Below are 26,514 nucleotides of genomic sequence, written 5' to 3' on the forward strand. Positions count from 1 at the left end.
CGGAAGAATCTTGCGCCGACTCACGTTGTTGTCGGTCGATTTGCCTCTACAACTCTGGAAGCGTGACAGAATCGTCGCCGCCTCCGGGCGTGTCGACGCGTGCCGAACCGCCCCGACCTCGAAGGATGGTGCCATGGATTCGTCGGGCCTGATGGGGCGCAAGTCGGTCGAGGACATCGTCGAGAGCGGCGAGGGCGAGCAGCAGCTCTCGAAGTCGCTCGGCGCCCTCTCGATCACCGCGATGGGCATCGGGGCGATCATCGGCGCCGGCATCTTCGTCCTCACCGGCACCGCCGCGGCCCAGTATGCCGGGCCGGGGATCATGCTGTCCTTCGTGCTCGGCGGCATCGCCTGCGCCTTCGTCGGCCTCTGCTACTCCGAGATGGCCGCGCTGATCCCGGTGGCCGGCTCCAGCTACACCTACACCTACGCGACGCTCGGCGAGTTCTTCGCGTGGCTGATCGGCTGGGACCTGATCCTCGAATACGCCATGGGCGCCGCCACCGTGGCGGTCGGCTGGTCGGGCTACGTGACCAGCATCCTGAAGAGCGTCGGCATCGTGATCCCGGCGCAGTTCGCCAACGCGCCGGGCACGCCGATCGAGGGCGGCGGGACCGCGCTGCTGAACCTGCCGGCGGTCCTGATCGTGGCGCTGATCACGATCCTGCTGATGCGCGGCACGAAAGAATCGGCGCGCTTCAACAACATCATGGTCGCGGTGAAGCTCACCGTCGTGGTCGCCTTCATCGCCCTGGGCTGGGGCCACGTGAACGCCGCGAACTGGAGCCCGCTCATCCCGGACAACGACGGGACCTTCGGCCATTTCGGCTACAGCGGCGTCCTGCGCGGCGCGGGCGTGGTGTTCTTCGCCTTCATCGGCTTCGACGCGGTCTCGACCGCCGCCCAGGAGGCGCGCAGGCCCCAGAAGGACATGCCCATCGGCATCCTCGGCTCGCTGGCGGTCTGCACGATCCTGTACGTGCTCGTCGCCGCCGTGCTGACCGGGCTCGTGCCCTACAAGGACCTGAACGTCCCGGACCCGATCGCCAAGGGCGTCGACGTGATCGGCATCGGCTGGTTCGCCCTCCTGATCAAGCTCGGGGCTCTGACCGGGCTGACCACGGTGATCCTCGTCCTGCTCTACGGCCAGAGCCGGATCTTCTTCACCATGGCGCAGGACGGCCTGCTGCCGAAGATGTTCTCCCGCGTCCACCCGACCTACCAGACGCCGTATCGCAGCCAGGCGCTCATCGGGGCCGCGGTCGCCGTGGTGGCGGCCCTGGTGCCGATCCACATCCTCGGCGAGATGGTCAGCATCGGCACGCTGGCCGCCTTCATCCTCGTCTGCGGCTCGGTGCTCTACCTGCGGCGGGCCGAGCGCCACATGGAGCGGCCGTTCCGGGCCCCCGCCGTGCCGGTCGTGCCGATCCTCGGCATCCTGTCCTGCCTGCTCCTGATGGTCGGCCTGCCCCTCGACACGTGGCTGCGGCTGGTGATCTGGATGGCGATCGGCCTCGTCGTGTACTTCTTCTACGGCCGCAAGCACTCGGTCCTGCGCCGCAAGGAGGGGACTCTGGCCTAGCGCCGCCTCAGACCGTGAGGCTCGCGCCGCGCCGCAGGTGCTCGTCGAGGCGCGGCATGATCTCCACGAAGTTGCAGGGCCGGTGCCGGTAGTCGAGCTGCTGGGCCAGGATCCCGTCCCAGGCGTCGCGGCAGGCACCGGGAGAGCCCGGCAGCACGAACACGTAGGTCGCCCGCGCGACTCCCGCGGTGGCGCGGGATTGCAGGGTCGAGGTCCCGATCTTGTCGTACGAGATCCGGTGGAACACGGCCGAGAAGCCGTCCATCCGCTTCTCGAACAGCGGTTCCAGCGCCTCGGGGGTGACGTCGCGGCCGGTGAAGCCGGTCCCGCCGGTGGTGATGACCACGTCGACGCCGGGATCGCGCAGCCACGCCTCCACCCGCGCCCGGATCGCCGGGATCTCGTCCGGGACGATCGACCGGGCCGCCAGGGTGTGCCCTGCCTCGGTGAGGCGCTGAGTCAGGGTGTCGCCCGAGCGGTCGTCCTCCGGGCGCCGCGTGTCGGAGACGGTCAGGACCGCGATGTTCAGGGGGATGAAGCGGCGGGCGTCGGTCTGATCGGCCATCGTGCGGGCTCTCCGGGGCGGGAGACCGATATGGGACCGGCGGGACCACTTGTCGCCCCCGGGGCCGCCGCGCGCGCGGCCCCCGCTTCCGCCCCCGCTTCCGCCCCCGCTCCCCCCCCTTGCGGCCCGCCGCGAAGTCGGCTGTGCTCGCCCGTCCCGTCGGAGATCGCTGACCCATGCACATGTACGGCAACTGGCGCTCGGCCGCGGCCTTCCGGGTGCGGATCGCGCTGAAGCTGAAGGGCATCGCCTACGAGGAGACCTTCATCGACCTCGACGCGGGCGACCAGCACAAGCCGGAATTCCGGGCGATCAACCCGCAGGGCGCGGTGCCGGCGCTGTTCGACGGCGACGGGCCGCCGCTCACCCAGTCGCTGGCGATCCTCGACTACCTAGAAGAGACGCGGGGCGGCGTGCGCCTCCTGCCCGAGGCGCCGCGGGCCCGGGCGCGGGCCCGCTCGCTGGCGCAGGTGGTCGCGTGCGACACCCACCCGCTCTACGTGCCCCGGGTGCGCACCTTCCTGATGGAGCATTACGGCCTGCCCCGGGAGCGGATGCTGGATTTCCTGCGCAACGCCTTCGAGACCGGCCTCAGGACCCTGGAGGCGCGCCTCACCACCGAGCCCGGGACGGGCCGGTTCTGCCAGGGCGATTCGGTGAGCCACGCCGACCTCTGCCTCGTGAGCCTCTGGGTCGGGACCGGTATCTTCGGCATCGACACGGCGGCCTACCCGACGGTCGCGCGGATCGCCGAGGCCTGCCTCGCCCTGCCGGCGGTCGCGGAGGCACACCCGCTGCGTCAGCCGGGCGCTCCGTCGGCGTGACCGGGCTCCGCGCGCCTCCCGTCCGGTGCGCGCCGTCGCACTCGTGACCGGGGATCGCGGCCGGCGTTGTGGTATTCGGCAACCCAGGCCGTGTAAGGAGGCCGGCGATTGATCCCGGTCCGGGGGGGAGAAAGAGAGTCGATGGCATCCGTCGAGAACGAGTCGGGCCTTCATCGCGTCGTGGTGGTCGGCGGCGGCGCCGCCGGGCTCCAGCTGGTGACGAAGCTCGGCGACAAGCTCGGGCGCGGCAAGCGCGCGCACATCACCCTCGTGGACCGCGCCCGGACGCATATCTGGAAGCCGCTGCTCCACGAGGTGGCGGCCGGCAGCCTCGACGTCGGCCACCACGCGGTGGACTACCTGCACCACGCCCACATGCACGGCTTCCGTTACCGGATCGGGCGGATGACCGGGCTCGACCGGGAGGCGCGCACGATCCAGCTCGCCGCGAGCTACGACGCGGAAGGGCGCGAGGTCACGCCCGAGCGCGCCGTCCCCTACGACACGCTAGTGATGGCGGTGGGCTCCACCACGAACGATTTCGGCACGCCGGGCGTCGCCGAGCACGCCATCGCCCTCGACACCCAGGACCAGGCGGTGCGCTTCCACCAGCGCCTCGTCAACGCCTCGCTGCGGGCGCACACGCAGGCCGGCCCGGTCCGGCCCGGCCAGCTCCACGTCACGGTGATCGGCGCGGGCGCCACGGGAACCGAGCTCGCCGCCGAGCTGCACCGGACCCTGCGCCACGTCGTCTCGACCGGGCTCGACAAGATCGACCCGGGCAAGGACATCCGCATCACCCTGGTCGAGGCCGCCGACCGGATCCTGCCGGCGGTGCCGCAGCGCCTCTCGGCGGAGGTGATGCAGCTCCTCAGCAAGATCGGCGTCGACGTGCGCGTGAAGGCGCGGGTCACCGAGGTCCGCGCCGACGGCGTGCAGCTCGCGGACGGCACCTTCATCCCGTCCGAGCTGGTCGTCTGGGCGGCGGGCGTGAAGGCGCCGCCCTTCCTGCAGGGCATCGGCGGCCTGGAGACGACGCGGACCAACCAGCTGGTGGTGACGCCGACGCTGCAGACGACCCGCGACCCCGACATCTTCGCGATCGGCGACTGCGCCTACCTGGTCGAGGCCGGCTCCGACACGCCGGTGCCGCCGCGCGCGCAGGCGGCCCACCAGCAGGCGAGCCACCTGATCAGCCAGATCCCCGCCAAGATCGACGGCAAGCCGCTGAAGCCGTTCCGCTACAAGGATTTCGGCTCGCTGGTCTCGCTGGGCGAGTACTCGACCGTGGGCAGCCTGATGGGGTTCGTGCGCGGCAAGAACATGCTCATCGCCGGTCTGTTCGCCCGGATGATGTACCGCTCGCTCTACAAGATGCACGAGCGGGCGCTGCACGGCACGGCCAAGACCGCCCTCGACACCCTGGCCCGCGCGCTCACCCGGCGCACCGAGCCGCGGGTGAAGCTGCACTGACCGTCGCCGTACGAACCGAGGACGGGCGCCCGGATCGACCGGGCGCCTCACAGGAAGGAAACGCCATGATCCTGGTAAGCGTGATGTACCCGGCCGGCCCGAGCTTCGACATGGGCTACTACCTCGGCCACCACATGCCGCTGGTGCGCGAGCGCTGGTCGTCCCTCGGACTCCACGACGCGAACGTCGTCAAGGGCGCCGGCACGCCGGACGGCGGCACCGCCCCGTTCCAGGTCATGGCCCTGCTGACCTTCGAGTCGATCGACGCCTTCAAGAAGGCCGTGGCCGCCCACGGCGAGGAGATTTTCGCCGACATCCCGAACTTCACCGCGGCGCAGGCCCAGGTGCAGATCAACGACTTCGCGGAAAACCCGTGATCGACATCGTCAAGGCGGTGCAGGAGGCCGATCCGAGCCTCGGCACCTACGTGGTCGTGCTGCGGACCGACGCCCGGGCCCTGGACGGCCCGGAGCGCTTCACGCCGGAGGCGCAGGCCTGGATCGCCGAGAAGGCCCCGAGCGGCCGGCTCGCCCGGGTGACGGTCCAGCTCGCCCCCTATCCGGGGGCGCCGGCGGCCGCGCGCGAGGTCACCGTGGCGGCCTTCGCCGACGCGCGGGAGCTCGCCGCCTTCGCGACGACCTGGACCGGCGACCCGCTGCCCGAGGAGCCAGGGGAATCCGTTCCCGACTGACGGCCTCGGGGCCGCCGCCATCGCGCGCGCGGCGAAGCGATGACGGACAAGGTCCTCGAGACCGCGCGCGGACTCACGCCGCGCGCAGCTGCCGGATGGCGCGGAGCGCGGTCGCCCGCTGGATCTCCAGGCGCCGGATCAGCGGCATCAGGTCGGCGCCCGCGTGGGCGGCGGCCTCGACCTCCCGGCACAGGCTCGACAGGCCGACGAAGCCCAGCAGCCCGGCGGCCGCCACCAGGGCGTGCGCGTCGTGGGCGATCTGCAGGCGGTCGGTCTCGCTCGGCCGGAACCGCTCGGACAGCTCGTTGGCCAGGAGATCGAGCAGCGCTCCGACGCGATCGGCGCCGAAGCTCGCCTCCATCTCGGTGAGGACCGCCGCGTCGAGCACGGCCGAATCCACCTGCGGCAGGCGGCGCGGCTCCTCGGCCCGCGCCGGCCGCCGCGCGCCGGGCGCCGTCCAGCGGCTGATCGTGGCGAAGAGGTCGGCCCGCCGGAACGGCTTGCCGACGTAATCGTCCATCCCGGCCTCGCGCAGCTCCTCGATCTGCGACGGCAGGACGTTGGCGGTCATGGCGACGATCGGGACGTCGCAGGCGGGCGGTGCCAGGGCGCGGATGCGGCGCGTGGCCGTGAGCCCGTCCACGCGGGGCATCTGGACGTCCATCAGCACGAGATCGTAGGCCCGGCCCGCCGCGACGGACGATCCGACAGCCGTGATCGCCTCGGCGCCGTCCCCGGCGACGTCCACCGCGTAGCCCTGCGATTCGAGCACCGCGCAGGCGAGCTCCTGGTTGAGCGGCACGTCCTCGACGAGGAGCAGCCGCAGCGGCGCGCCCGGGACCTGGCCGGCGGCCGGAGCCGTGGCCGGCCGCGGCGGCACACCCGCGTCGGCCGCGGCGTCCGGGGTCGCGGTGCCCTGCTCGCCGCGGGGCAGCACCAGCCGGAACCAGAAGGTCGAGCCCTTCCCCTCGCGGCTCTCGACCCCGATCTCGCCGCCCATCAGCGACACGAGGTGCCGGGAGATCGCCAGCCCGAGGCCGGTGCCGCCGAAGCGCCGGCTGATCGAGCCGTCGACCTGGCTGAACCGCTTGAACAGCCGGTCCTGCTGCGCCGGCGCGATGCCGATGCCGGTATCGACCACGGAGAACCGGACCGCGTCGCCGGGGCGGCCGTCGGGAGCGAGGCCGCCGCCCTCCCGCTCGACGGTCACCGTGACCGAGCCCTCGGGCGTGAACTTGACGGCGTTGTTCAGCAGGTTGAGCAGCACCTGACGCAGGCGCCCGGCATCGCCGACCACGAAGGTCGGCAGGGCCGGGTCGATCCGGGCCTCGATGGCGAGACCGCTCCGGAGCGCGCTGCCGCGCACGATCGAGACCGTGCCGTCGACGACCGGGACCAGCGGGAAGGTGACCGGATCGAGGGTCAGCTCGCCGGCCTCGATCTTCGAGAAGTCGAGGATGTCGTTGACCACCGTGAGCAGGGCCGCGCCGCTGCTCTGGATCAGCTCCAGGCGGCGACGGTCCTCGTTCTGGATCGCGTCGGCGTCGAGGAGCAGCTCGGCGTAGCCCAGGATGCCGTTCAGCGGCGTGCGGATCTCGTGGCTCATGGCGGCGAGGAACTCGCTCTTGGCCGCGCTCGCCCGCTCCGCCTCGGTGCGCGCCGCCTCCGCGTCCCGCGTGGCGGTGCGCAGGGCCGCCTCGACCGCCTTGCGCTCGGTGATGTCGAGGTGGAGGCCGACCATGCGCTGCGGCTGCCCGTCGGCGCCGCAGAGCGTCCGGCCCCGCGCGTAGAGCCAGCGGGCGCCGACTCGGAACTCGGCCGCGTAGGGGGTGCCGGACTCGACCGCCCGCCGGATCTCGCTCCAGACATCGGCGACGTCGTCGGGATCGATCAGCGCCGTCCAGGCGGAGGCCGAGATCGTGTGGGCCGCGCCGGTCTCCGGAAGGCCGTGCATCCGCGCGCTCTCCGGGCTGAGCACGGCGAGCCCGGTGCGCATGTCCCAGTCCCAGGTGCCGGCCTCCGCGGCGTCGAGGGCGATGTCCAGCAGGCCGCTCGCCTCCTCGACGGCGAGCCGCGCCGTGACGATGTCGTCGACGTCGAGGGCGGTGCCGAGCCACTCCGCCACCGCGCCGTCCGCCGGGTCGAGGCGGATCGGGATCAGCGCGAGCTTGTGCCACCGGTAGACGCCGTCGTGGCGGCGGATGCGCCACTGGCCGCCGTAGCCCGTGCCGGTCTCGACCGCCTTGATCCAGGCCGCCTCCATGGCGGCGGCATCCTCGGGGTGGTTCCGGACGAGGCGCTCCGCGCGCTCGGGCCCGATCGGCCCGTAATAGGACTGGAACTGCGCGTTGGCGTAGGTCGCCCGACCGTCCCCGACCCGCATGGTCCAGACCAGGAGCGGCAGCGCCTCGGCGAGGCCCCGGTAGCGCAGCTCGCTGCGGCGCACCTCGTCCTCGGCGCGCCGGCGCTCGGTCACGTCGATCAGCACGCCGAACAGTCCGGCGCCCGGCCCCTCCCCCCGGGCCATGCCGCGCACGACCACGTCGCGCAGTTCGCCGTCCGGCCGCAGCAGCCGGGCCTCGAAGTCGAACCGGACCCTGCGGGCGATCGCGTCCGCGACGACCGCCTCGAGCCGGGCGCGGTCGTCGGGATGGTAGATCTGCGAGAAGGCGTCGAGGCGCGGCGGCGGCGTCGCAGGGTCGCGGCCCGCGATGGCGTAGAGGCTCGCCGACCAGACCGGCTGCCCGTCCGCGAGACCCACGCGCCAGTTGCCGACGCTGGCGAGCTGCTCGGCCATGGTGAGCTGGTCATTCGCCGCCTCCTGGGCGCGGGCCCGGGCATTGATCTCCCGGTGCTGCTCCCGGATCAGCGCCTCGCGGATCGCCGCCTGCGCGATCTCGCGGTCGCGCCGCGCGTTGGCTTCCGTGAGGCGCAGATGCGCCACGACGATCTCGGCGAGGTCGCGGAGGGCGGCCGCGTCCTCGGGCGCGAAGTCGGCGCGGGGCTCGGGATCGGCGAGGCAGAGGGTCCCGACCCGCAGGCCCGGCTGGAGGCTCAGGGCGATGCCCGCGTAGAACCGGATCCCGTCCGGCGCGGCGGCGAGGGGCAGATCGCGGAAGCGCGCGTCCTGCCGCGCGTCGGGAACGACCACGAGGGCGTCGCTGCGGATCGTGTGCTGGCAGAAGCTCTCCTCCCGCCGCATCGTGGTCGGCACCCCGGCACAGGGCGTCTTCAGCCACTGATGCGTGTCGCCGAGGAAGGCCACGAACGCGCTGCGCACGCCGAACAGGCGCCGGGCCGTCCGGCAGACGGCCTCGAAATGCGGCTCGGACGGGGTCCCGAGGATGGCGAGGGCCTCGAGGGCCGCGAGCCGGTCGCGCTCGCTGTCCGGCTGTGTGCTCACGTACCGTCTCCGGGTGCCGATCGGCCGCGACCGAGCGATGCCGCGCCTAGCGCCGCGTTTCAAGCGCGCCCGCCTGCGGCCGCGTGCCCGCGCGCAGCCGCGCGGCCTCCAGCGCCCAGACCATGCCCAGCATCATGTAGACGTGGCGCCACTTCTCGATATCGATCTGGACCGCCTGCAGGAAGAACATCAGCAGCGCCGGCCAGACGATCTGCGCGTGCGCCCGGACCGGCGACGGCCGCGCCAGGAGCCGGAACCCGACGAGGCCGGTCGCCGCCACGAGGCCGATGAACACCGCGCCCCCGAGCCAGCCGCCGTTGGCGAAGGAGCCGATGTAGGAATTGTGCGGCTCGAGCCCGAAGGTCAGGCGCCAGTGCATCGGCCCCATCCCGAACGGCCGCTCCAGCAGCATGGCGAAGCCGCGGATCTGGTTGCCGAAGCGACCGGTCTCGCCCTGGTCGTAATCCTGGGTCAGGGCCGCCCGGGTCTCGAACATCTTGTGAACGTGGTCGACCGAGAGCAGCCCGATCACCGCGACGGTGCCGAGGACGACCGTCGCGAGGGTCAGGAGCACGATGCGGCGGCGCAGGCGCGGGGAGGCGCTGCCGGCATAGACCGATCCCACCATCAGGAGCACCGCGACGACGCTCCCGCCCCAGGACCCGCGCGAGAACGACAGGAAGATGCCGGCCACGATGATCAGCAGGCCCGCGAGGGACACGAGCGGCCGGCGGGTCGAGCCGGTGAGCAGGCCGTGCATCAGGTAGAGGGCGCCGAGCGTCAGGAACGAGCCGAAGACGTTCGGGTCCTGGAAGGTGCCCGAGGCCCGGTCGTACTTGTAGAACAGGTCCTCGATCCCGAGCCATTGCAGGTAGCCGACGATGCCCAGAGCCGCCGAGAACACGCAGCTCGCCGTGTAGGCCTTGAGCGCCAGCTCCATCCGGGCCTGCGTGTCGTCCGCGAAGAACATCGCGAAGAAGACGCAGGTGATCGACAGGTAGATCAGCTGCACGGTCCAGGTGACCGGGAACTCCTCGTTCAGGTAGGGCAGCAGCGCGGTGACGATGGCCGCGAGGTAGAGCAGGAGGAGCGCCACCAGCGGCACCGCCCCGCGGTGCAGCCGCACGCCGAGGCAGAGCCAGAGCAGGATCGTGGGGATCGCGACCGCGTCGTAGGGGGACGTCTCCGAGAAGGCGAAGCAGGCGAAGAAGATGAACGCCGCGAACAGCGCCTTGGCCAGCCCCTCGACGGCCGCGATGAGCGGGATTCCGCCCGCCGACCCGGACGGGACCGGGCCTGCGGGCGCTGCGGTGTGGGCCATGGATACGCGGACTCCGCGGGCCGGTTACGCGGGCCCGCGCCGTCCGTGATGCCATCCAAACGTTGAGAATCGCCTTCCCGACGCCCGGCAGCCCGGAGGGCGGCTCCCCGGCTCAGGCGCGGCAGGCCTCGAAGCCCTCGGTGATCGCCGCCGGATCGAGGTTGCGGCCGATGAAGACCACCCGGGAGACCCGCTTCTCGTCCTTGCCCCAGTCGCCCTGAACGTCGCCGTCGAGGATCATGTGCACGCCCTGGAAGACGAAGCGCTTCGGCTCGTCCGGGAAGGCCACGATCCCCTTGCAGCGCAGGATGTCCGGACCCTGCGTCTGGGTCAGGTTCGAGATCCACGGCATGAACTTGTCCGGGTCGACCGCGCCCTCGATCTTGGCCGAGACCGAGCGGATGTCGGAATCGTGATGGTGGTGGTGCCCCGCCTCGAGGAAGTCGGGCTCGACGTCGAGGATGCGGTCGAGGTCGAAGGCGTTGCGCTCGAGCACCGCGTCGAGGGGCACGGCGCAGTTCCGCGTGCGGTGGAGCTTGGCCAGCGGGTTGATCGTGCGGATCTCGGCCTCGACGCGGTCGAGGTCGGCCGGGGAGACGAGGTCGCTCTTGTTGAGCAGGATCACGTCCGCGAAGGCGATCTGGTTCTTGGCCTCCGGCGCGTCCTTCAGGCGGTCGGACAGCCACTTGGCGTCGGCCACCGTCACCACGGCGTCGAGGCGTGCGGCCTCGCCGACATCCTGGTCGACGAAGAAGGTCTGCGCCACGGGGGCCGGGTCGGCGAGCCCGGTGGTCTCGACGATGATCGCGTCGAACTTGCCCCGGCGCTTGACCAGCCCGTCCATGATCCGGATCAGGTCGCCGCGCACCGTGCAGCAGACGCAGCCGTTGTTCATCTCGAACACCTCCTCGTCCGCGCCGACGACGAGGTCGTTGTCGATGCCGATCTCGCCGAACTCGTTGACGATCACGGCGTAGCGCTTGCCGTGGTTCTCGGTGAGGATCCGGTTGAGGAGCGTGGTCTTGCCCGCGCCGAGATAGCCGGTGAGCACGGTGACCGGGATCTTGCCGGCGGCGGAACCGGGTGCGGCCGGGACGGAAGCGTTGCTCGTATCGGACATGACGGGTTCTTCGGTGACAGGTGCGGGATCGCGCGGGCCTGGACCCGCGAGCGTTGTCATATTGTAACAAATCCCGTCAAAGGAAGACGGGGCCACACGGTTTCGCGACCGGGGCGCCGGATCGATTGCCTGTCTGACAAGCTTTGCTCTAGGCACGCGGGACCGCCGGAATCTTCCCGCGGCGCGCCATAGAAAAGCACCAGCGACCGCATTGATGTAGGCGTCGTCCGGGCACGTATCGTACTCTCGTCACCCAGCCCGGACTCTCGGTCCGGACCTAGAAGATCATCCGCATGGACGCCCGAAATCCGCTGGACCAGGACGAGGCCGTCGCCGTCCCCGCGCGCAGGCGCCGCTGGCCCGGCCTGCTGGTCATCGTCGTCCTGCTCGCGGCCGCCGTCGGCGCCGCCGTCGCGTTTCCCGACCGGACCCGCGAGGCCGCCGCGCATCTCGTCGCGGCCGTGACCGGGCTGTTCGCCCCGGGCAACCCGGACCCGGGCATCGACGCGGAGAAGGCCGGCCCCGTGGAGCGGGTGTTCCGGCCGTCCAAGGAGCAGCGCGCGGCCTTCGAGATCCTGCCGGTGGCCAACCTGATGTTCCGGCCCGAGGGCTCGGCCGAGGGTCGGATCGCCCTCAACGAGGACGACAACGTCCCGGTGGTCTCGCCCTATGCCGGCCGGGTGACGAAGGTCCTGGTCCGCGCCGGCGACGACGTGAAGGCCGGCGACGTGCTGCTGACGCTGGAGGCCACCGACATGGTCCAGGCGCAGAACGACTATCAGGCGGCCGTGAACAACCTCCAGAAGCAGCAGGCGCTCCTGAAGCTCGACCAGACGATCGCGCAGCGCCAGCAGGAGCTGTTCCAGGCCCACGCGACGGCGCTGAAGGACTACCAGTCGGCCCAGAACGACGTCATCGCCGCCCAGAGCGACCTGAAGACCGCCGAGGGCGCCCTCGACGCGGTGAAGAACCGCCTGCGCCTCCTCGGCAAGACCGACGCCGAGATCGCCGCCTTCGAGAAGAAGGGGACGATGAGCGCCGAGACGCAGATCCGGGCGCCCATCGCCGGCACGATCGTCCAGCGCAAGGTCGGCATCGGGCAGTACCTCTCGGCCTCCAGCGACCCGGTCTTCGTGATCGGCGACCTGTCGACGGTCTGGCTCGTGGCCAACGTCCGCGAGAGCGAGATCCCGCGGATCCGCATCGGTCAGGAGGTCGAGGCGAAGGTCGCGGGCTTCGGCGCGCGGGTGTTCAAGGCCCGGGTGAACTACATGGCCTCCAGCCTCGACCCGGCGACGCGCCGGCTCGCGGTGCGCAGCGAGGTCGACAACCCGGACCGGGTGCTGCGCCCGGAGATGTTCGCCACCTACACGATCATCACCGGCAAGGGCGAGCCGAGCCCGAGCGTGCCGCTGGCCGCCATCGTGTACGAGGGCGACCGCACCCACGTCTGGGTCGCGCGGCCGGACGGCGCCGTGGAGGCGCGCGACATCAAGCTCGGCCTGATCAACGGCGACAACGCCCAGGTCGTCCAGGGCCTGCGCGCGGGCGAGCAGGTCGTCACCCGGGGGGCCCTGTTCATCGACCGGGCGGCCACCGGCGACAAGGCGTCCTGAGCGGGGATCCGGTCCGATGAACGCCCTGATCACCTTCTCGCTGCGCCAGCGCGTGCTGGTGGTGCTGCTGTTCGTGGTGATGCTCGGCGTCGGCTACGGCGCCTACACGCAGCTCAACATCGAGGCCTACCCGGATCCGGTCCCGCCGCTCGTCGACGTGATCACTCAGAATCCGGGCCAGTCCGCCGACGAGATCGAGCGCTACATCACCATCCCGCTGGAGGTGGCGCTCGCCGGCATCCCGAACGCCCAGGTGGTGCGCACGATCTCGCTGTTCGGGCTCTCAGACGTGAAGGTTCAGTTCAACTACGAGTACACGTACGAGCAGGCGCTGCAGCGGGTGCTCAACCGCCTGTCGCAGGCCCCGACGCTGCCCAACGGCGCGACTCCGCAGATCTCGCCGACGAGCCCTGTGGGCGAGATCATGCGGTACAAGCTCGTCGGCCCGGCGGGCTACTCGCCCATGGACATGAAGACCCTGCAGGACTGGGTGCTGCAGCGCCGGTTCAAGGCGATCCCCGGCGTCGTCGACGTCACGGCCTTCGGCGGCAAGGCCAAGGAGTACGAGGTCGCGGTCGACCTGAACCGCCTCCAGGCCCAGGGCCTGACCCTGGTGCAGCTGACCAACGCGCTGAACAACGCCTCGATCAACGTCGGCGGCCAGACGCTGAACGTGGGGCAGCAATCGGCGGTGGTGCGCGGCATCGGCCTGATCCGCGACATGGACGACATCCGCGACACGATGATCAGCCTCGTCAACGGCACCCCGGTGCTGGTGCGGGACGTGGCGGAGGTGCGCGTGTCGAACGCCCCGCGGCTGGGCATCGTCGGCCACGACAACCAGCCCGACATCGTCGAGGGCATCGTGCTCATGACCCGCGGCGGCAAGAGCCTGCCGACGCTGGAGCGGGTCGAGGCCGAGATCGACAAGATCAACAGCTCCACGATCCTGCCGCCCGACGTGAAGATCGAGCGGATCTACGACCGCTCCGGCCTGATCCACACCACCACCCACACGGTGATGCACAACCTCGTCTTCGGCGTGGTGCTGGTCTTCGTGGTGCAGTGGCTGTTCCTCGGCTCGCTCACCAGCGCGATCATCGTGGCGGCCACGATCCCGTTCGCGCTCGGCTTCGCGATCCTGATCCTGGTGGTGCGCGGCGACTCGGCCAACCTGCTGTCGCTCGGCGCGATCGATTTCGGCCTGATCGTCGACGCCACCGTGATCATGGTGGAGAACGTCTTCCGCCACATCGCCGAGCCCGACCACGTGAAGGGCGAGGACCCGCCCGACGGGCTGACCGGGCGGCTCGGCACCATCGCGATCGCCGGCCGCGAGGTGAACCGGGCGATCTTCTTCTCGGCGACGATCATCATCGTCGGCTTCCTGCCGCTGTTCACGATGACCGGCGTCGAGGGGCACATCTTCGGCCCGATGGCCAAGACCTACGCGTACGCGCTGCTCGGCGGCCTGCTCGCCACCTTCACGGTCTCGCCCGCGCTCTCGGCCCTGATGCTGCCGAGGAAGCTCGAGGAGCGCGACACCCTGATCGTGCGGGTGCTGCGCGTCGGCCACGAGGCGGCGCTGCGCTTCGGCCTGCGCAACCGGGTCCTGGCGGTCGCCGTGATGGTGGCGGTGCTGCTGGTCTCGGGCCTCACGGCCCGCAATCTCGGCCTGGAGTTCCTGCCGCGGCTCGAGGAGGGCAACCTCTACGTGCGCGGGACGATGCCGTCCTCGATCTCGCTGGAGGCCGGCAACGCCTACGTCCAGCGCATGCGCAAGATCTTCCAGGAGGTCCCGGAGGTCACCACCGTCCTGTCGCACCAGGGGCGCCCGAACGACGGCACCGACGCCACGGGCTTCTTCAACGTCGAGATCCTGGCGCCGCTCAAGCCCATCGACCAGTGGCGCAAGGGCCTCGACAAGGAGACGCTGATCCAGGACCTCAGCAGGAAGCTGGAGGCCGAGTTCCCCGGCATCGAATTCAACTTCTCGCAGTATATCGAGGACAACGTCCAGGAGGCGGCCTCGGGCGTGAAGGGCGAGAACTCGGTCAAGATCTACGGCAACGACCTCGCGCAGCTCACCAAGACGGCGAACGCCGTGAAGGCGGCGCTCGCCACCGTCCCGGGCGTCACCGACCTGTCGGTGTTCGAATCGCTGGGCCAGCCGACGGTGCGGATCGACGTCGACCGCCACAAGGCGGCCCGCTACGGCCTGTCGATCGGCGACGTGAACACCACGATCCAGGCGGCGATCGGCGGCCAGACCGCGGGCGACCTCTACGAGTACGGTTCCGACCGGCACTTCCCGATGCGGGTGCGCCTCGCGAAGGAGTACCGCTCCTCGCTCGCGGGCATCCGCAACATCGCGGTCGGCGCCCAGAACCCCAACGGCGGCGTGATCCAGGTGCCGCTCTCCGAGATCGCCGACGTGGACCTCGTCTCGGGCGCCTCGTTCATCTACCGCGAGGACCAGGAACGCTACATCCCGGTGAAGTTCTCGGTGCGCGGCCGCGACCTCGGCAGCGCCGTGATCGAGGCGCAGCGCAAGGTCGGCGAGGCGGTGGACCTGCCGCCGGGCTACCGGCTCGAATGGGTCGGGCAGTTCACCAACCTCAAGGAGGCGGCCGCCCGGCTGAGCCTCGTGGTGCCGATCACGCTGCTGCTGATCGCGCTGCTCCTCTACATCAACTTCTCGTCGGTGGCCGACATGCTGCTGACCCTGTCGGTGATCCCGATGGCGATGATCGGCGGCATCTTCGCCCTGGCGCTGACCGGCACGCCGTTCTCGATCTCGGCCGCGATCGGCTTCATCGCGCTGTTCGGGATCTCGACCATGGAGGGCGTGATCCTGCTGGCCTACTACAACCAGCTGCTCGACGAGGGCTGGAAGCGGCAGGAGGCGGTCTGGCACGCCGCGGTGGTGCGCATGCGCCCGGTGATGATGACCTGCGTTGCGGCCTGCGTCGGCCTGCTGCCGGCCGCGGTCTCCACCGGCATCGGCTCGCAGGTGCAGAAGCCGCTGGCGCTGGTGGTGGTGGGCGGCATCATCCTGGCGCCGAACCTGATCCTCGTGATCGTCCCGGTGCTGATCTCCCTGTTCTCCCGACGCCGCCCGAACCCGGACGCCCAGGCGCGGCCCGCGCATCGGGCCGCCGCGTGAGCCGGCTCGGGATCGTCCGGGCCGGCGCGCCGCCCGTTGCAGGGGCGCCACAAGGACCGCGCCGCGCGCGCCATCTGGGGACGGCTGGATTGACTTGGCAGCGGGTCGCGCCGCTCTACCGAGGTGTGGTTTTCGGGGGCGGGATGGTGAGCTTTGCGCCGAGACGGTGCGGACGGGCGACCGCGTGGCTGGCGGCCTCCCTCGGCCTGTCGGCCTGCGCGGTCGGCCCGAACTACGTGGCGCCCGAGGCCCCGCCGGTCGGCCGCTACACCAGGGAACCGCTGCAGAACCCCTCCGCGGCCGACAAGATCCGGACCCGGCAGGGCGGCTCGGCCGACCAGAGCTTCGTGTCCGGCGCCGACATCCCCGGCCAGTGGTGGACACTGTTCCACTCGAAGGCGCTGAACCGCCTCGTGGAGCAGGCGCTCGCCAACAACCCGTCGCTGGAGGCGGCCCAGGCCTCCCTGCGGGTGGCGCAGCAGAACGTGCTCGCCCAGAAGGGCACGCTCTATCCGAGCCTGACCGCGACGCCGCAGATCCAGGGGGCGCTGGCGCCCGGTCTCGACCTGCAATCGCCCCTCAACAACCAGAACCAGTATCTCTACAGCCTGTCCACGCCGCAGGCGGTGGTCTCGTACAATCCGGACGTGTTCGGCGGGAACCGCCGGCAGATCGAGTCCCTGGAGGCCACCACCGAGAACCAGCGCTTCCAGCTGGAGGCGGCCTACCTGAGCCTGACCGCCAACGTCGTCGCCGCCGCGATCCAGGAGGCGTCCCTGCGCGCGCAGATCGACGCGACCCGCAAGGTGATCCAGGCGCAGACCGAGGTTCTGCAGCTCTACAACAAGCAGCTGTCGCTGGGTCAGATCGCCGGGGCCGACGTGGTGCAGCAGCAGGCGGCGCTGGCGCTGTCGCAGCAGCTGCTGCCGCCGCTGGAGAAGGCGCTCGCGCAGCAGCGCAACCTGCTGACCGCGCTGGCAGGACGCCTGCCCTCCGACGAGGTCTCCGAGACCTTCGACCTCGCCGCCCTGCGCCTGCCGACCCGCCTCCCGGTGAGCCTGCCCTCGCGGCTCGTGCAGCAGCGGCCCGACGTGAAGGCGGCGGAGGCCCTGGTGCAGCAGGCGAGCGCCAATGTCGGCGTGGCGCTGGCGAACCGCCTGCCGCAGTTCAGCCTGACCGCCACGGGCGGCTCCAGCGCCACGCGGATCGCGCAGGTGACCAGTCCGGGCGCCGCGTTCTTCACGATCATCGGGCAGGCGACGGCGCCGATCTTCGATGCCGGCACCCTGTTCCGGCGCCAGCGCGCCGCCGAGGAGTCGCTGACGGAGGCGCAGGCGCAGTACAAGGCGACGGTGATCACCGCCTTCCAGAACGTCGCGGACGCGCTGCGGGCGCTCCAGGCCGACGCGAAGGCCGTGGCCGCCGCCGACGCCGCGGTGAGCGCCACGAATCAGAGCCTCGCCCTGATCCGCAAGCAGTACACGGCCGGAGCGATCACCTCGTCGCAGGTTCTGATCGCCCAGCAGGGCTATCTCTCGGCGCTGGTGACCTCGGCGGCGGCGCGCGCCACCCAGTACGCCGACACCGCCGCGCTGTTCGTGGCCCTGGGCGGCGGCTGGTGGAACCGCGCCGACGTGGCGCCGCCCCCGCCCGAGAAGGACCCGCTGAAGATCCTGTGACCGGATCGCCGACGCCGCGCGCCCCCGAATCCCGATGCGCGCGCACGGCGTCGGGGCTGCGGAGCTGCGGCTCGCTCCCTCCGATCCCCGTCGTCGCGCCGCGGCCGACGACGACTCCGATGCCGGGCGCCCGCGCGCTCGTGGACGACCGCCGGGTGCGCCCCGCGGGACCGCGTCAGGTGTACATCGCGATGGCGTCCTGGAGCATCTGGTCGGTCGTGCTCATGACCTTGGTGTTGGCCGTGTAGGCCTGCTGGGTCTCGATCATCTTCGAGAACTGGTCCGAGATCCCGGCATTCGACTGCTCCACCGAGCCGGCCGTGATGGTCGCGCCGTTGAGGCCGTAGCTCGGAGTCCCGGACTGGCCGGTGGCCACGTAGGTGCCGCCGTCGAGCGAGGCGAGGTTGTCCTGCATGCCGAACTGCGCCAGCTGCAGCGTGCCGAGGGCAAGGGTGCTGCCGTCCGCGGCCGTGCCCGTGAGGGTCCCGGCGGGCGAGACCGCGAGGCTCGCCAGGGTGCTCGCCCCGGTCGGGACCTGCACGGGGGTCGTCGCCGCGGGGCCGGCGAACAGGTAGTAGCCCGCGCCGTTGGAGAGGTAGCCGCTGGCGTCCGGCGCGAAGTCGCCGCGCCGCGTGTAGCCGGTGTCGCCGGCGAAGGCCGGGCTGTCCGGCGTCCCGGTGTTCTTCTTGACGACGAAGTAGCCGTTGCCCGAGATCGCGAGGTTGGTCGCCACGCCGGTCGACTGCATCGTGCCCTGGATGTTGAGGCTGTTGCGCGTGCTCGGCATCACGCCTCCGGCCAGCTGCGTGCTGTCGCCGGTCTCGGCCAGCATGTCGGCGAACCGCGTCTCGGTGGACTTGAAGCCCACCGTCTGGGTGTTGGCGATGTTCCCCGAGATGTTGTTCAGGGCCAGCGACTGCGCCGAGGCGCCGGAAATCGAGTTCGAGAGCGCGGTGAAAAGGCCCATCGGGGTCTCCGTTCGCCGGAGCGGCACGGTCCCCGATCCGACGGAGACCGATAAGGGCCCACTATGGTTAACCGACGGTGTGTGACCGCGTATTGCCGGCCCGGCGCGGGCCGCCCCGCGCGGCGCCGTCGGACGCGTCACGCCCCGAGCACGCTCAGCACGATCTCCCGCCGGTGCGGCCGGTCGCGGTGCTCGATCAGGTAGATCCCCTGCCACGTGCCGAGCGCCAGCTGTCCGCCGACCAGCGGGATCGTCAGGGCCGAATCGGTGATCAGCGCGCGGATATGGGCCGGCATGTCGTCCGGCCCCTCGGCACCGTGGACGTAGCCGGCCTGCCGCGGCGCGAACCCGTCCAGCGCGGTCATCAGGTCGGTCTGGACGTCGGGGTCGGCATTCTCCTGGATGGTCAGCGAGGCCGAGGTGTGCCGGCAGAACACCGTGACGAGCCCGTCCCGGACGCCGCTGCCGCGCACGAACGCGGCCACGGCCGCGGTGAAGTCCGTGAAGCCCGGCCCCGGGGTCGCGACGGTGAGGCGGCCGCTGGCGTGGCGCTCCACCGGGCCTGAGGCCAGCGCCTCGACCGGCCCGACCCTGCCGTGTGCCTGCCTCATGCGGTCTTCTCCATCAGCGCCGTGCCCGGCGCGATCTCGCGCTCGCCGCGGGCGAGGATCCGTTCGAGCACGTCGATCCGGTCGGCCTCCGCGGGCGGCTTGTCCCAGCGGATGCGGCTGACCCGGGGGAAGCGCATCGCCACGCCAGACTTGTGCCGGGTCGAGCGCTGAACGCCCTCGAAGGCGATCTCGAGGACGAGCCCGGCCTCGCGGCCGTGGGCGACCTCGCGCACCGGGCCGAAGCGCTTGGTGGTGTTGTTGCGGACGTAGCGGTCGAGCTTGGCGAGCTCGGCGTCGGTGAAGCCGTGATAGGCCTTGCCCACCGGCACCAGCTCGTCGCCGCCCTCGGGCGCCGCCCGCCAGACCCCGAACGTGTAGTCCGAGTAGAAGGACGAGCGCTTCCCGTGGCCGCGCTGGGCATACATCATCACCGCATCGACGATGTGCGGCTCGCGCTTCCACTTCCACCACGGCCCCTTGGGGCGTCCCGGCAGGTAGGGGCTGTTGAGGCGCTTGAGCATCACGCCCTCGATGGCGTCGGCATCCGCGCCGGCGCCCACCGAGGCCGGGTCCGCCCGGGCGGCCGCCAGGGCCTCCCAATCCGCGAAGGGCACGAGCGGCGAGATGTCGATCCGCGCGTGGTCGAGGCGCGTGACCAGCGCCTCCAGCTTCCGCCGCCGGTCCGCGAAGGGCTCCCCGCGCAGGTCGTCGCCCTCCAGGGTGAGCAGGTCGTAGGCCCGCACGTGGGCCGGGAACTCCTCCAGGAGCTTGCCCGTCACGGCCTTCCGGTTCAGGCGCTGCTGCAGCACGTTGAAGCTCTGCACCCGCCGCTCGCGGAGGATCAGCAGCTCGCCGTCGAGGGCGCCCGCGAAGGTGATGGCCTCGGCGAGGTCCGGGAACGCCCCGGTGATGTCCTCGCCGGTGCGGGAATAGACCTTCCCGACCTGCTGGCCGGCCCGGTCGAGGCCGCCGACGAGCTGGACGCGGATGCCGTCCCACTTCCACTCGGCCGAGAAGGCCGCGGCCTCCAGCTTCTCGAGGTCGGCCTCCTCCTCGATCGGGTGCGACAGCATCGGCGGCCGGAACGGCGCGGGGTTCAGGGTCTCGGGCCGCGCGGCCCGGCCCTCGACCCAGGCGAACAGGGTCGCGAAGGGCGGGGTCAGCCCGTGCCAGACCTCCTCCACGGCGTCGGCGTCGTGGCCGCCGAGCGCGCCGACCGCGGTCTTGGCGAGCCGCGCCGACACGCCGACCCGCAGGTTGCCGGTGACGAGCTTCAGGAGCGCCCAGCGCCCGGTCTCGTCGAGGGCGTCGAGCCAGTCGGCGAGATGGCGGGGCAGCTCGCGCTTGGGGATGGTCGCGAGGGTCTCCACGACCTCGGCGAGGGTCGGGACATGCGGCGGCGGGTTGTTGTGGCCGGGGCCCGGTTCCCGCGGCGCCTCCGCCGGTCCCGGCCAGATCAGCGCCGTCGTCTCCGCGAGGTCACCCACGTAATTGTGCGAGAGCCGGAACAGGACCGGGTCGATCCGCGCCTCCACCAGCCCCCGGATCAGGGCCGGCTTGGCCTCGCGGAAGCTCAGCGTGCCGGTCATGGCGCCCAGCGCGTAGCCCCGCTCGGGATCGGGCGTGCGCGCGAAGTAATCCTGGAGCATCCGCAGCTTGGCGTTGCGGCGCGGCTCGTAGGCGAGGCGGTCGAGCAGGTGGGCGAAGTCGTTCACGCCGCCGCCTCCGCCTCGGAGGCCGCCTCCGAGGCCCCCTCGACCTCGCCGTCATCGCCGTAGCCGAGCAGGTGGAGCGGCTTGGCCCGGATGCCTTCCGTCCCGCACCAGTGGACCAGCGCGTCCTCCTGGCCGTGCGTCACCCAGACCTCCCCGGCGCCGGTGTCGCGGATGGTGCGGCACAGGTCCGGCCAGTCGGAATGGTCGGAGATCACCAGCGGCAGCTCGACGCCCTTCTGGCGGGCGCGGGCGCGCACGCGCATCCAGCCCGAGGCGAAGCAGGTCACCGGGTCGGGGAATTTGCGGGACCACAGATCCTGGATCGACGAGGGCGGGCAGAGCACGATCGCCCCGTGCAGGTCCTTGCGCTCGGCGGCCACGACCTTCGGCGTGTCGCCCAGCGGCACGCCCTCCTCCTTGTAGAGCGTCGTCAGCTTCTCCATGGCGCCGTGCAGGTGGATCGGCCGGTCCCAGCCCTCCTCGCGCAGCAGCGCCATCACCCGCTGCGCCTTGCCGAGGGCGTAGGCCCCCACGATGTGGGCCCGTTCCGGGAACAGCCTGACCGATTCGAGGAGCTTGCGGACCTCGCCCCGCGTGTCGGGGTGGGTGAAGACCGGCAGGCCGAAGGTCGCCTCTGTGATGAACACGTCGCAGGGCACGACCTCGAACGGCAGGCAGGTCGGGTCCGGCGCGCGCTTGTAGTCGCCCGAGACCACGACCCGGACCCCGTCCCGCTCGATGGCGATCTGCGCCGAGCCGAGGACGTGGCCGGCCGGGGCGAAGCGCACGGTGACGTCGCCGACGCGGAGCGCCGCGCCGAGTTGCGCCTCCTGCCGCTGGCGGCAGAAATCCGCGCCGTAGCGCACCGCCATGATGCGCAGGGTCTCGGGCGTCGCCAGCACCTGACCGTGGCCCGCGCGGGCGTGGTCGGCGTGCCCGTGTGTGATCAGCGCGCGCTCAACCGGCCAGGTCGGATCGACGTGGAAGCGCCCGAGGGGGCAGTAGAGACCCTCGCGGGTCAGGGTGAGGAGATCGCTGGCGCGTATCGGCATCGGGTCCGTGCTGCCGGTGGAGTCCGCCGGTGGCCCCGGTATATAGGCGCCCCCGACCCGGCAGACGCATGGCCTCGCAGCTCAGTTCCGGCGACCTCCTCGCCGATCGCCGCTACCGCTACGCGGAGGCCTGCCTCGCCGACGGCGACCACGCGGGCGCCGCCGACCTCGCCGAGCAGGTTCTGGAGCGCGCCCCGCGCTACGCGCCGGCCTGGCTCCTGCTCGGCCGGGCGCGCGCGGGTCTGGCCGCCGCCGGCACCGATCCGGCCCTCCGCGACGCGGCGGCGCAGGCCTATGCCCGCGCCCTCGACATCGACCCCGAGGACAGGCTGGGCGTACGCACGCATCTCGTCCGCCTGGGCGGCGGCGACGGCCTGCCGGTCCTGTCGCCGGCCTATATCCGCGCCCTGTTCGACGGCTACGCGCCGCGCTTCGAGCGCCACCTCGTTGAGGGTCTGGGCTATGTCGGCCCGCAGCTCGTCCGCGACGCCCTGCCGCGCGATCCGGAGCGCTTCGCGGTGGCCCTCGATCTCGGCTGCGGCACGGGGCTGATGGGCGAGGTCGTGCGCGACCGGGTCGACCATCTCACCGGGATCGATCTCTCCCCCGGGATGCTGGCGCTCGCGCGGGCCAAGACGTCGCGCGGCCGGCCGCTCTACGAGCGCCTCGTCGCGGGCGACGTCGCCGCCGTCCTGGCCGACATGCCGGAGGCCTCGGTCGACCTCTGCCTCGCCGCGGACGTCCTGATCTACGTCGCGGATCTCGCGTCGTTCCTGTCGGGCGTGGGGCGGGTGCTGCGGCCCGGCGGCGTCGGTGCCTTCACGGTCCAGTCCCACGACGGATCCGGCTCCGTCCTGGGCGAGGACGGCCGCTACGCCCACGCGGAGGCCCATATCGCGGCGATGGCCCCGGCGCGCGGCCTGGAGATGCTGACGGCACGCCCCGCGGAAATCCGCCGCGAGGGCGGACGGCCGGTGCCGGGGCGCGTCGTTGTGTTGCGGCGCACATCGGCATGAAACCGCTCCGCTATTCGTCCATTGTCAGTCGACCGCGGCTGGGCGCGGCGGCTCGATCGGGGGATCAGCATGGCGGAATACGGAAGTCGGACAGGCGGTGCAGCACCGGGGCGGAAGCCCGAACCTCCGGCCGACAAGTCCTTTCCCGCCGATCCGCGGACACGCATCCCGTTCGCGATCGCCCTGGCGGCCCTCGCGGGCTGCGCCGACTCCATCGGCTTCCTGGAATTCTCGCAGCTCTTCATGTCGTTCATGTCGGGCAACACCACCCGCTTCGGCGTGGCGGTCGCCAATGGCGACTGGGAGAACGTCACCCGCGTCGCCAGCACCATCTGCATGTTCTGCTTCGGCGCCTTCCTGGGGACGCTGATCGCCGCCTGGGTCGGGCGCTGGCGCCTCGCCGTGCTGCTCACGCTCCAGGCCCTGCTGCTCGCGGGCGGGCTCTTCATGCCCTGGGGCACCTTCGCCTACCCGCTGCACGCCTACCCGATCGTCCTGGCGCTCGGCCTCCAGAACGCGACGCTCCAGGACGAGGGCGGCCGCTCCCTCGCGCTCACCTACGTCACCGGCGCCGTCGTGCGCTTCGGCACGGGCTGCGCCAACCTGCTGCTCGGCACGGTCGCGCCCTCCTTCTGGATCCAGGCACCGCTCTGGGCCGGGCTGAGCACCGGCGCGGTCGTGGGCGGCCTGCTCGACATGCGCTACGGCGAGTCGGCCTTCCTGTTCCCGGCAGCGCTGGCCGCCATCCTGGCCCTGATCGCGATCGCCCTGACCGTCGCCAAGCCGGGCAGCACCCTGGTGGCCGGCTCGTCACCGGCGCCCGATGCCAGCCCGAAGGCCGAGGTCATCGACGCGATCCACTGAGACGCGGGCGGAGCGGGGTCAGCCGTCGGAATCCTTGACGCTGCCCCGGCCCTGCTTGATCGCGGCGCGGCTCTTCTTCGCGCCGATGCGCCGCTCCTGCGAGCCCCGGGTCGGCTTCGTGGGCCGGCGGATCGGCGGCGGCGGCTTGGCCGCCTCCGCGACGAGATCGACCAGCCGCTGCAGCACGTCGGCCCGGTTGCGCTCCTGCGTCCGGTGCCGCTGCCCGGCGAGGACGAGGACGCCGTCCTTGGTCATCCGCCGCCCGGCGAGCCGCACGAGATTGGCCTTCACCCGCTCGTCGATGGCGGCCGACGCCAGCGCCGCCCAGCGGAGCTGGACGGCGGTCTCGACCTTGTTGACGTTCTGTCCGCCGGCGCCGGAGGCGCGCATGAAGGACAGCTCGATCTCGTCCTCGTCGAGGAGGATGCGCGGCGTCACCCGCAGGGGCATGGCGGCCTCCCCGGCAGCGCGCCGACGGCGCGCGGCGCCCCCGCCGCGGGCACGGCGCCGACGAGCGGGCGGATGCGGATCGGCGGCCCCGTCACCATATCTGTCCCGTGCCTCCCGTCCCGCTCACCGCGCCCCGTCGGAGAAATACGCCCCCGTTCCGGGCGCCCCGGTTCAGGCTGCCTCGGCCGGCGTGCGGGCGCGGAGCGCCAGGGCGTGCAGCCCCCGCTTGAACGCGTCGTCGAGCAGCGCGTTCACCAACCGGTGCCGCTCCACGCGGCTCTTGCCCTCGAAGGCCGACGCGACGATGTCGAGTCGGTAGTGGGTCTCGCCCCCCGGCCGCGCTCCGGCGTGGCCGGCATGCAGATGCGACTCGTCGATCACGTCGAGCCGCGCCGGCGCGAGCTGCTCCCGCAGCCGCGCCTCCATCCAGTCCCGCAGGGTGCCGCCCGCGCCCACACCGTCCACCATCGTGCCCTCGCGTCGTGTCCGTAGGTGCCGTCAAGCCCGATCCCGCGCATGCGTCATCAGGCCCGGTGCCCTTGTGTCTCAGGTCCGCCCCCTCATAATCGGCCCGTCATGGATCTCAACTCGCGCCTGTTCGACAGCATCCGGATCAAACCGTCCTGCGACGAGCCGAAGCCCGCCGCGGAAGCCGGCTGCGAGAGTCCGGGCTGCACGCATCCGGGCCTGTACCGGGCGCCGAAGGGGCGGAAGGCGGAGGGCCAGTACTGGCGCTTCTGCATCGACCATGTCCGCGCCTACAACGCGACCTACAACTACTTCGACGGCATGAACGACGCCGCCGTGCAGGCCTACCAGAAGGACGCGATCATCGGTCATCGCCCGACCTGGGCGATGGGCGTGAACCGGACCGGACAGGCCAAGCCGGCGGACGAGCCGGCGCGCGACTGGGCCTATGTCGACCCGCTCGGGATCCTGCGCGGCGAGGGCGTCGGCGACGCGCGCCGGCGCGCCCGCCAGCCCGAGGAGCCGCGCAAGCCAAAGCACTCGGCGACGGTGCGCCGGGCCCTCGACGTGATGGGCCTCGAGGAGGGGGCGGACTCGGCCGCCATCAAGGCGCAGTACAAGGTGCTGGTGAAGCGCTTCCACCCCGACGCCAACGGCGGCGACCGGTCGTTCGAGGAGCGGCTGCGCGACATCATCCGCGCCCACGACGTGCTCCGCGCGGCCAATCTCTGCTGAGCGGCACGAACGATGCACGCCGGTTCGCACCCAGGATAGGGCAAACCGCGCGGGGCGGCCCTATATGGGATCCATGCCGGTCGGTGGCGCGCGAGCGCGCAGCCGTCTAAGGATGGCTCCGCCCCGCCGCGGAGGCCCGGCTCGACGTCCTTCCGCGCGGATGCTTCACTGTTTGGGAGTGGAGCGCCCGCGCCTCACGAGGTTCCGAATGCTCTCTGACGCTACGCCCGCCGCGCTGCCCGACCGCACCGTCTCCGTCCGCGATGTCTTCGGCATCGACCTCGACCTGAAGGTGCCGGCCTTCGCCGAGCCCGAGGAGCACGTGCCGGATGTCGACCCGGACTACATCTTCGACCGGGAGACGACCCTCGCGATCCTGGCCGGCTTCGCCCGCAACCGGCGCGTGATGGTCACCGGCTATCACGGCACCGGCAAGTCGACCCATATCGAGCAGGTCGCCGCCCGGCTGAACTGGCCCTGCATCCGGATCAACCTCGACAGCCACGTCTCGCGCATCGACCTCGTCGGCAAGGACGCCATCGTCCTGCAGGACGGCAAGCAGGTCACGGCCTTCCAGGACGGCATCCTGCCCTGGGCGCTGCAGAACAACGTCGCCCTCGTGTTCGACGAGTACGATGCCGGCCGCCCGGACGTGATGTTCGTGATCCAGCGCGTGCTGGAGCTCTCGGGCCGGCTGACGCTCCTCGACCAGAAGCGCGTGATCCGCCCGCACCCGGCCTTCCGGCTGTTCGCCACCGCCAACACGGTCGGCCTCGGCGACACGTCGGGCCTCTATCACGGCACCCAGCAGATCAATCAGGGCCAGATGGACCGCTGGTCGATCGTCACGACGCTGAACTACCTGCCGCACGACCGCGAGGTCGACATCGTGCTCTCGAAGGCGACCCATTACCGGGGCGACCAGGGCCGCGACATCGTCAACCGGATGGTGCGCGTCGCGGACCTGACCCGCAACGCCTTCATGAACGGCGACCTCTCCACCGTCATGAGCCCGCGCACGGTGATCACCTGGGCCGAGAACGCCGACATCTTCAAGGATATCGGCTTCGCCTTCCGGGTGACCTTCCTGAACAAGTGCGACGAGCTGGAGCGGACGCTGGTGGCCGAGTTCTACCAGCGCGCCTTCGGCAAGGAGCTGCCCGAGAGCGCGGTGAACGTCGCGCTGAGCTGACCCG

The 26,514-nt window shown here is 71.5% G+C and carries 22 protein-coding genes and 1 pseudogene; 12 read left to right on the forward strand and 11 right to left on the reverse strand.

From position 1 onward, the window contains the following. Positions 1-133 precede the first annotated feature (133 nt). Positions 134-1,582 (forward strand): amino acid permease, encoded by a 1,449-nt coding sequence (locus tag ACLBXO_RS04390; RefSeq protein WP_331313474.1) that lies wholly within the window; start codon positions 134-136, stop codon positions 1,580-1,582. Between the two features lie 7 nt (positions 1,583-1,589). On the opposite strand, the gene moaB is transcribed toward ACLBXO_RS04390, so the two are convergent. Next, a complete protein-coding gene (gene moaB / locus ACLBXO_RS04395; protein WP_331313473.1) occupies positions 1,590-2,147 on the reverse strand; it encodes a molybdenum cofactor biosynthesis protein B in 558 nt (185 codons plus the stop codon). A gap of 176 nt (positions 2,148-2,323) precedes the next feature. Here moaB and maiA point away from each other — a divergent pair, with 176 nt between their 5' ends. The 4 genes from maiA (at position 2,324) to ACLBXO_RS04415 (ending at position 5,135) form a co-directional block, all read left to right on the forward strand. Beyond that, on the forward strand, positions 2,324-2,971 hold the full coding sequence (maiA, locus tag ACLBXO_RS04400; RefSeq protein ID WP_447684614.1) for a maleylacetoacetate isomerase: 648 nt from the start codon (positions 2,324-2,326) through the stop codon (positions 2,969-2,971). A 141-nt stretch (positions 2,972-3,112) separates the two neighbouring features. Beyond that, positions 3,113-4,444 carry an NAD(P)/FAD-dependent oxidoreductase gene (locus ACLBXO_RS04405; protein ID WP_331313471.1) on the forward strand — a complete coding sequence of 444 codons (1,332 nt, stop codon included), beginning with the start codon at positions 3,113-3,115 and terminating at the stop codon, positions 4,442-4,444. Positions 4,445-4,509: 65 nt separating this feature from the next. Further along, positions 4,510-4,821, forward strand: a complete 312-nt coding sequence (locus ACLBXO_RS04410) for an EthD family reductase (protein ID WP_447684615.1) — start codon at positions 4,510-4,512, stop codon at positions 4,819-4,821. Beyond that, entirely contained in the window at positions 4,818-5,135 is a 318-nt protein-coding gene (locus tag ACLBXO_RS04415) for a hypothetical protein (RefSeq protein WP_331313469.1), read from the forward strand. The genes ACLBXO_RS04410 and ACLBXO_RS04415 overlap by 4 nt, the downstream gene beginning before the upstream one ends. A 73-nt stretch (positions 5,136-5,208) precedes the next feature. Here ACLBXO_RS04415 and ACLBXO_RS04420 read toward each other — a convergent pair whose 3' ends face one another. The 3 genes from ACLBXO_RS04420 to ACLBXO_RS04430 form a co-directional block, all read right to left on the reverse strand. Beyond that, positions 5,209-8,538, reverse strand: coding sequence for an ATP-binding protein (locus tag ACLBXO_RS04420; RefSeq protein WP_447684616.1), 3,330 nt, complete (start codon positions 8,536-8,538; stop codon positions 5,209-5,211). A 46-nt stretch (positions 8,539-8,584) separates the two neighbouring features. Next, positions 8,585-9,859, reverse strand: coding sequence for an O-antigen ligase family protein (locus ACLBXO_RS04425; protein WP_331313466.1), 1,275 nt, complete (start codon positions 9,857-9,859; stop codon positions 8,585-8,587). 112 nt (positions 9,860-9,971) lie between these two features. Further along, complete coding sequence (locus ACLBXO_RS04430) at positions 9,972-10,979, reverse strand: CobW family GTP-binding protein (RefSeq protein WP_331313465.1); 1,008 nt, start codon at positions 10,977-10,979, stop codon at positions 9,972-9,974. Between the two features lie 293 nt (positions 10,980-11,272). Between ACLBXO_RS04430 and ACLBXO_RS04435 the strand changes: the two genes are divergently transcribed. The 3 genes from ACLBXO_RS04435 (at position 11,273) to ACLBXO_RS04445 (ending at position 17,440) form a co-directional block, all read left to right on the forward strand. Next, positions 11,273-12,595, forward strand: coding sequence for an efflux RND transporter periplasmic adaptor subunit (locus tag ACLBXO_RS04435; RefSeq protein WP_331313464.1), 1,323 nt, complete (start codon positions 11,273-11,275; stop codon positions 12,593-12,595). Positions 12,596-12,611: 16 nt separating this feature from the next. Next, on the forward strand, positions 12,612-15,761 hold the full coding sequence (locus tag ACLBXO_RS04440; protein ID WP_331313463.1) for an efflux RND transporter permease subunit: 3,150 nt from the start codon (positions 12,612-12,614) through the stop codon (positions 15,759-15,761). 143 nt (positions 15,762-15,904) lie between these two features. Continuing rightward, positions 15,905-17,440, forward strand: coding sequence for an efflux transporter outer membrane subunit (locus tag ACLBXO_RS04445; protein ID WP_331313462.1), 1,536 nt, complete (start codon positions 15,905-15,907; stop codon positions 17,438-17,440). Between the two features lie 175 nt (positions 17,441-17,615). On the opposite strand, the gene ACLBXO_RS04450 is transcribed toward ACLBXO_RS04445, so the two are convergent. From ACLBXO_RS04450 to ACLBXO_RS04470, 5 genes and pseudogenes are all read right to left on the reverse strand, one after another. Next, positions 17,616-17,954, reverse strand: a complete 339-nt coding sequence (locus ACLBXO_RS04450; protein ID WP_419539318.1) for a flagellar hook-basal body complex protein — start codon at positions 17,952-17,954, stop codon at positions 17,616-17,618. 21 nt (positions 17,955-17,975) lie between these two features. Further along, a pseudogene (locus ACLBXO_RS04455) lies at positions 17,976-18,407 on the reverse strand (flagellar hook basal-body protein); the annotation flags it as partial. Between the two features lie 137 nt (positions 18,408-18,544). Further along, positions 18,545-19,018: a secondary thiamine-phosphate synthase enzyme YjbQ gene (locus tag ACLBXO_RS04460; RefSeq protein ID WP_331313460.1), complete on the reverse strand. Its 474-nt coding sequence runs from the start codon at positions 19,016-19,018 to the stop codon at positions 18,545-18,547. Beyond that, positions 19,015-20,733, reverse strand: a complete 1,719-nt coding sequence (locus ACLBXO_RS04465; protein ID WP_447684617.1) for a cisplatin damage response ATP-dependent DNA ligase — start codon at positions 20,731-20,733, stop codon at positions 19,015-19,017. Before ACLBXO_RS04465 ends, ACLBXO_RS04460 begins: the two co-directional genes overlap by 4 nt. Further along, a complete protein-coding gene (locus tag ACLBXO_RS04470; RefSeq protein ID WP_331313458.1) occupies positions 20,730-21,785 on the reverse strand; it encodes a ligase-associated DNA damage response exonuclease in 1,056 nt (351 codons plus the stop codon). The genes ACLBXO_RS04465 and ACLBXO_RS04470 overlap by 4 nt, the downstream gene beginning before the upstream one ends. Positions 21,786-21,853: 68 nt before the next feature. Between ACLBXO_RS04470 and ACLBXO_RS04475 the strand changes: the two genes are divergently transcribed. Together ACLBXO_RS04475 and ACLBXO_RS04480 are read left to right on the forward strand one after the other, a co-directional pair. Next, positions 21,854-22,801 carry a class I SAM-dependent DNA methyltransferase gene (locus ACLBXO_RS04475; RefSeq protein ID WP_447684618.1) on the forward strand — a complete coding sequence of 316 codons (948 nt, stop codon included), beginning with the start codon at positions 21,854-21,856 and terminating at the stop codon, positions 22,799-22,801. A gap of 69 nt (positions 22,802-22,870) precedes the next feature. Beyond that, the gene (locus ACLBXO_RS04480; RefSeq protein WP_447684619.1) at positions 22,871-23,665 is read left to right on the forward strand and encodes a YoaK family protein; all 795 of its coding nucleotides are present in this window, start codon (positions 22,871-22,873) and stop codon (positions 23,663-23,665) included. An 18-nt stretch (positions 23,666-23,683) separates the two neighbouring features. Here the strand turns inward: ACLBXO_RS04480 and arfB are convergent, their stop codons facing one another. After that, complete coding sequence (gene arfB, locus ACLBXO_RS04485) at positions 23,684-24,115, reverse strand: alternative ribosome rescue aminoacyl-tRNA hydrolase ArfB (protein ID WP_331313454.1); 432 nt, start codon at positions 24,113-24,115, stop codon at positions 23,684-23,686. Positions 24,116-24,286: 171 nt separating this feature from the next. Continuing rightward, entirely contained in the window at positions 24,287-24,583 is a 297-nt protein-coding gene (locus ACLBXO_RS04490) for a BolA family protein (protein WP_331313453.1), read from the reverse strand. 108 nt (positions 24,584-24,691) lie between these two features. On the opposite strand from ACLBXO_RS04490, the gene ACLBXO_RS04495 reads away from it, so the two are divergent. Both ACLBXO_RS04495 and cobS read left to right on the forward strand, forming a co-directional pair. Continuing rightward, positions 24,692-25,318 carry a J domain-containing protein gene (locus ACLBXO_RS04495; RefSeq protein WP_331313452.1) on the forward strand — a complete coding sequence of 209 codons (627 nt, stop codon included), beginning with the start codon at positions 24,692-24,694 and terminating at the stop codon, positions 25,316-25,318. A 208-nt stretch (positions 25,319-25,526) separates the two neighbouring features. Next, positions 25,527-26,510, forward strand: a complete 984-nt coding sequence (gene cobS / locus ACLBXO_RS04500) for a cobaltochelatase subunit CobS (protein WP_012320633.1) — start codon at positions 25,527-25,529, stop codon at positions 26,508-26,510. Positions 26,511-26,514: the final 4 nt, after the last annotated feature.

The sequence above is a fragment of the Methylobacterium sp. C33D genome, assembly GCF_053345825.1.